General features: G+C 73.0%; 4 protein-coding genes. 3 read left to right on the top strand and 1 reads right to left on the bottom strand.

Translation table 11 applies throughout. The features are described from left to right. The first annotated feature begins 189 nt into the window (after positions 1 to 189). Both E1293_RS49040 and E1293_RS43630 read left to right on the top strand, forming a co-directional pair. Positions 190 to 1653 carry a serine/threonine-protein kinase gene (locus tag E1293_RS49040; RefSeq protein WP_207939461.1) on the top strand — a complete coding sequence of 488 codons (1464 nt, stop codon included), beginning with the start codon at positions 190 to 192 and terminating at the stop codon, positions 1651 to 1653. Positions 1654 to 1684: 31 nt separating this feature from the next. Next, entirely contained in the window at positions 1685 to 1918 is a 234-nt protein-coding gene (locus E1293_RS43630) for a hypothetical protein (RefSeq protein ID WP_132205502.1), read from the top strand. A gap of 45 nt (positions 1919 to 1963) precedes the next feature. On the opposite strand, the gene E1293_RS43625 is transcribed toward E1293_RS43630, so the two are convergent. Continuing rightward, positions 1964 to 3181 carry an ABC transporter substrate-binding protein gene (locus tag E1293_RS43625; protein WP_132205504.1) on the bottom strand — a complete coding sequence of 406 codons (1218 nt, stop codon included), beginning with the start codon at positions 3179 to 3181 and terminating at the stop codon, positions 1964 to 1966. 285 nt (positions 3182 to 3466) lie between these two features. On the opposite strand from E1293_RS43625, the gene E1293_RS43620 reads away from it, so the two are divergent. After that, a partial coding sequence (locus tag E1293_RS43620) for a sensor histidine kinase (RefSeq protein WP_132205500.1) occupies positions 3467 to 5810 on the top strand: 2344 nt, incomplete at its 3' end.

The following is a 5810-nucleotide window of genomic DNA, read 5'->3' as shown; positions in this document are numbered from 1 at the left end:
CCCGCCTCATAGCCCACCGCGACCACTGACCCCCCGCCACCGGTGCCGCTGACCGGTGCCGCTGACCGGTGCGACCGGGCGCTCCCACTGGGCGCTCTGGTCATCAACCGCCGCTCATGACTGTGCTCCGTGGACTGCGGTTCGCGAACTGCTCCGGTTCTGTGCGGCTCTGCCCCCTACACTGCTGGCGTGCCGCCCCTCGAATCCGCCGACCCACGGGAGCTCGGCGCCTACCGGATCACCGCCCGACTGGGTGAAGGCGGCCAGGGCGTCGTCTACCTCGGGCACGACGCGGACGGCGGCCGGGTGGCGGTGAAGGTGTTCCACGCGCAGCTGACCGGCGACCTCGGCACCCTCGACACGTTCGTCCGCGAACTGGACGCGGCCAAGCAGGTCGCGCGGTTCTGCACCGCCCAGGTCCTCGACTCGGGGACGTTCGGCGACCGCCGCTACATCGTCAGCGAGTACGTCGACGGGCCGCCGCTCAGCCAGGTCGTCGCCGACGGCGGCCCCCGCCGGGGCAGCGCGCTCGACCGGCTGGCGGTCGCGACCGCCACGGCCCTCGTCGCCCTGCACGACGCCGGCGTCGTGCACCGCGACCTCAAGCCGCACAACGTGCTGATCGGCGCGGACGGCCCGCGCGTCATCGACTTCGGCATCTCCCGCGCACTGTCCGGCGCGCAGACGATGGTCAGCCGCGCGGTCGGCACCCCCGCCTACATGGCGCCCGAACAGCTGCAGCCCGGCGAGCTCGGCCCGGCGGTGGACGTCTTCGCGTGGGCGTCCACGATGGCGTTCGCGGCGACCGGCCGTCCGCCGTTCGGCAACGAGTCCATCCCGATCGTCTTCAACCGCATCGCGACCGAGGAGCCGAACCTCGCCGGGGTGGAGGAGCCGCTGCGCGGGCTCCTCACCGAATGCTTCGCGAAGGACCCGGCGCGCCGCCCGTCGGCGCAGGACGTCCTCGACCGCCTCGTCCTCCGGACGGGCCGCGCCCCGGCCGCCATGCCCGCTCCGGTCCCGCCCGTGTTGCCGCCCGACGCCCGGTCGGCACCCGAGCTGGTGCTACCGCCCGAGTCCGGGCCGGTGCGCGCGGACACCCTGCCGCACGGCCCGCGGGGGCGGCGCAAGGCCGTCATCGCCGGTGCGGTCGCGGCGGTCGCCTCGGTCGTGGCCGCCGTGTTCGCGGTCGTCCTCGTCCCCGGCGGCGGGTCGTCCGGGAAGGACGCCGCCGGCGTGGAGCCGCAGAGCCCGTCCGGCGCCGCGACGACACCGGCCGCCACCGCGACCCGGGCCGGGAGCGGGCCCGAGACCGCGGCGCCCGGAGGCACGGCCGGGCCCACGGCGTCGAAGTCCCCGTCGAAGCCGGCGCCGGCCCCCTCGGCGTCGCCGACGCGCAAGGCGAAGCTCGTTCGGACGGTGCTGGGCCCCGGGCATTTCTCCGCGTACTGCGTCAAGCTCGGCTGGGAGTGGGTCGAGTACCGCGAGACGCCGAGCCCCGGCGCCTACTGCATCGCGCACAAGCGCGACCCGGCGAAGATGTCGCGGGCGCAGCTCGACGCGGGCTGCCAGTGGCGGTACGGCGACTCCGCCGCCCGCCACTTCTTCAAGGGCAAGTCGAACTACTGCTACGCGATGAAGCCCGCTGGCTGATCGAGCATATGTTCGAGTAGAGTGTCCTGCTGTGCAGACTCGCGACCATGTCCCGTTCGTGTGCCCGGCGGGGCACCGGCTCGCTCCCGGACGGGTCCTCGTCGGCTGGTCGCCGTGCGTCTGCCCGCCCTGTGAAGAGCGGGGCCGCGGCCTGCGCGGCCACCGCACCTACCTGTGCCTCGACTGCAAGGACGAGCACGTCACGACGAAGTGCTACCTGCCGCACCACGTCCCGTCCGAGAACGCCGCCTTCCGCTGGCCCTGACGGATCAGTACGGAAGGGTGCGGCCGGACGGGCCGGGGCGGCGGGTCACCCCTTGATCTGCGTCCACGCCTGGGCCCAGCGGGAGTAGTCGACGCACTCGTTGCCGCGGTCGTCGCCGCAGTCCTCCACCGGGGTCTTCCAGAACGCCAGCCGCTTGTAGAACTCGGGATCGCCGACGTGGTAGGTCGAGCAGAAGCCCTTGGCGGTGTACTGGCACGCCTTGGGGTTGGCGGGCGCCTCACCGAACCACTGCGCGACCTCCGCCTGCACCTTCGGCATCGTGATCCAGTTCATCCACTTGTACATGCAGGTCGGATGCTGGGCCTTCGAGGAGATCATCCAGGTGTCGGACCAGCCCGTCGCGCCCTCGGAGGGGAGCGTCGTCGCGACCGGCGCCTTGTCCGTCATGGCCAGGTTCGCCGTCACCTGCCAGGCGGTGCCCGCGTAGTTGTAGCCGCTCTTGAACGACTGCAGCTCGTCGAGGTAGTTCGCCCAGTACTGGTTGACGTTCGGGCGCTGCTTCTTCAGCAGCCCGACGGCCGCGTCGAACTGCTCCTCGGTCAGCTCGTAGACGTCGGTGATCTTCAGGTCGGGGCGGTGCGTCTTCAGGTAGAGCGCCGCGTCCGCGATGTAGATGGGGGAGTCGTAGGCGACGACGTGCCCGGCCGCGGGGGAGTCCTCGTCCCACACCACGCTCCAGGACGTCGGACGTTGCGGGATCTTGTCCGTCCGGTACATCAGCATGTTGGCGCCGTAGCCGTGCGGGACGCCGTACATCTGCCCGTCGACGGAGTTGTACGGCTGGTTCTTCAGGTACTTGGCGACGTCGTCCCAGCTGGAGATCAGCCCGGTGTTGACGGGCGCGACCGTCCCGCCGTAGATGAGCCGGAGGCTGGCGTCGCCGGACGCCGACACGCCGTCGTACCGCCCGGTCTGCATGAGCGAGACCATCGAGTCGGAGGTGTCGGCGACCTTCGTGTGCACCTGGCAGCCGGTCGCCTTCGTGAACGGCGTGACCCAGTCGACCTTCGGGTCGTTCGAGCCGTTCTCGGCGTACCCCGTCCAGGCGACGAGGTCGAGCCGGCCCTCGGGGGTGCCGAGTTCCTGCAGCATCGGGACGTCGGGCGCCGCGGCGGTCTCGCCGGAGCCGCCGCCGCACCCGCCGGTGAGCGCGGCCGTGGCGAGCGCCGCCGCGGCGAGCAGGGCCCGGCGCGGGCGGAGCAGCGGGCGGCCGTTTTTCGTCGCGGCTGGAGTACGAACCATCACGCTGAGGCATCGTAGGGGTATTTGGCTCCGTTTGTGAGCACAAAACGTGATGATCCGGAAACTGTCGACACACGGCGGCGAACGGTCTTAGGCTCTCCTGCATTCCGCGCGAGCCGTTTCCGCGCAGTCGTCCTTCGGTACCGTCCGCAGCAGACCGCCGTCCGCACGAGTGAAAGTTCAGCCGCAGTGCCAAATCGAGGCCGCACCACGGACTCAGCCGCCGGCCACAGGCGGGCTCCCAAGGCCGCGCGATTCCGGTCCATCCGCTTCAAGGTCGTTCTGATGGTCACCGTCTCGGTGGTCGCGCTCGGCGTGCTGTGGGCCTTCGCCGCGAGCATCGCGCTAGGCGAGGGGCTCAACCTCCGGCACGTCAAGACCGTCCAGGACCACTACGGGTACCCGTCCGGCGCGCTCGGCAGCGCGCTGCAGGCCGAGCGACGCCTGTCGATGGTCTACCTCGGCAGCCGCGTGGAGGGCGACCGCGCCTCGATGGAGTCCGGCCGCCTGGTCACCGACCGGCAGACCGACCTGTTCCGCCGGCTCGCCGGCGACGACGCCGCCCGCGGCGCCGCGCCCGAGAACACCCGCGCGCTCGCCGACAAGATCCTCAAGGAGCTCGACGGGCTGGAGAACCGGCGCCGCGCCATCGACACCGGCAAGACCGACCGGACCCGCGCGTTCGAGGAGTACACCTCGCTGCTGGGCGACGTCGGCTCGCTGCAGGGCTCGCTCACCACGCTGGACAACTCCGAGGTCGCTAAGGACGCCCGCAACGAGGCGCAGCTGACGCGGGCCCGCGAGGCCCTTGCGCAGGAGGACGCGCTGCTCGCCGGCGCGCTCGCCGCCGGCCGGATGACGCCGGACGAGCACGCCGAGTTCGTCAAGCTCGTCGGCACCCAGCGCACCCTCTACGAGTACTCGGCGGCCGAGCTGCGCTCCGGCGACCAGGACTACTACCGGCGCGTCGTCGGGATGCCCGAGTACAGCCGGCTCCGCACGCTGGAGGACCGCTTCACCGCGTCCGCGCGCCTGGTCAAGTCCGCCGCCGCCAACTCCGGCGTGCTGTGGAAGACCACCGCCGACTCCAACCTCACCCGGCTGCGCGGCCTCGAACTCGCGGTGTCCGCGGGCTCCGAGCAGCGCGCCGAGCCGATCTCCGAGGGGATCATCACCCGCGTCGTCCTCGCGGGCGTGCTCGGGCTCGTCGCCGTCATCGCCACCCTCGTCCTCGCGGTGTGGGTCGCCCGGTCCGTCATCCGCGAGCTGGCCCGGCTGCGCCGCGAGGCGATCGACCTCGCCGACGTCCGGCTGCCCGGCGTGATCCGCCGGCTGCGCCGCGGCGAGGAGGTCGACGTGGCCGCGGAGGCGCCGCCGCTGGCGTTCGGGACCCGCGAGATCGACCAGGTCGGGGACGCGTTCAACGCGGCCCGCCGCACCGCGATCCAGGGCGCGGTCGAGGAGGCCACGCTGCGCCGCAACGTCAGCGACGTGTTCGTGAACCTCGCCCGCCGCAGCCAGACGCTGCTGCACCGCCAGCTCAAGCTGCTGGACTCGATGGAGCGGCGCATCGAGACCCCCGACGACCTGGAGGACCTGTTCCGGGTCGACCACCTCGCCACCCGCATGCGGCGGCACGCGGAGGGCCTGATCATCCTGTCCGGGCAGGCGCCCGGCCGCGGCTGGCGCAGCCCGGTCGCGATCGTGGACGTCGCCCGCGCCGCCGCGTCCGAGGTCGAGGACTACACCCGGGTCAACGTCGCCCCGATGACCCGCGCCGCGATCGTCGGCCCTGCCGTCGCGGACGTCATCCACCTGCTCGCCGAGCTGATCGAGAACGCCGCCACGTTCTCGCCGCCGCACACCACCGTCCAGGTGCAGGGGCAGGCCGTCTCGCACGGCTTCACGCTGGAGGTCGAGGACCGCGGCCTCAGCATGGACGAGCCGAGCCTCGCCGCCGCCAACCAGCGGCTGGCGACCGCCGCCGAGTTCGACCTGTCCGACAGCGCGCAGCTCGGCCTGTTCGTCGTCGGGCGGCTCGCCCGCCGGCACGGCATCAAGGTGACGCTGCGGACGTCCCCGTACGGCGGGATGACCGCGATCGTGCTGCTGCCCGAGGACCTCGTCGTCCCGGACGAGGGCGACGTCGCCGCCGGCGCGCCGGCCCTCACCACCCGCCGCGCCGAGGACGCGCTCGTCCCCGTCGGCTCGGTCGTCGGCGGCGCCGCCCGCCACAACCCGCAGGCCGGGCTGGAGGAGGGCTACGACCAGGGCGGCTCCGTGCTGCGGCTGCCGTCCGGGCGGCACGCGGCGGCGCCCCCGCCGCAGGAGCCGCCGGCCCAGCCGCCCTGGCCGGGCAGCCCGTTCGGCGCGCCCCCCGAGCCGCCGCCCGCGGAGCCGCCGAACGTGCCGCTCGCACGGCCGTTCGTCGGAACGTCCCCGGGCGGGCCAGGTTCCGAGGGCGCGGATGCCCTGACCGGGCCGATCCCCGTGTTCGAGGAGCGCGCGTTCGAGGAGCCCGTGTTCGAAGAGCGCGTGTTCGAGGAGCCCGTGCAGGGGCCGCTTCCGGCACCGCGGCCGTCCCCGTCCGCGTGGGGCGACCCGCCCGACATCCCCGAGCCCACGAGAC

This window comes from Actinomadura darangshiensis, from assembly GCF_004349235.1.
Taxonomy (GTDB): Bacteria; Actinomycetota; Actinomycetes; order Streptosporangiales; family Streptosporangiaceae; genus Spirillospora; species Spirillospora darangshiensis.
The sequence above is the reverse complement of the archived record's forward strand: the minus strand, read 5'-3'. Positions and strand labels throughout refer to the sequence as shown.

Coding starts and splice junctions, on each gene's coding strand:
- E1293_RS43625 (WP_132205504.1), bottom strand. CDS start 3,181: ATGGTTCGTACTCCAGCCGCGACGAAAAACGGCCGCCCGCTGCTCCGC.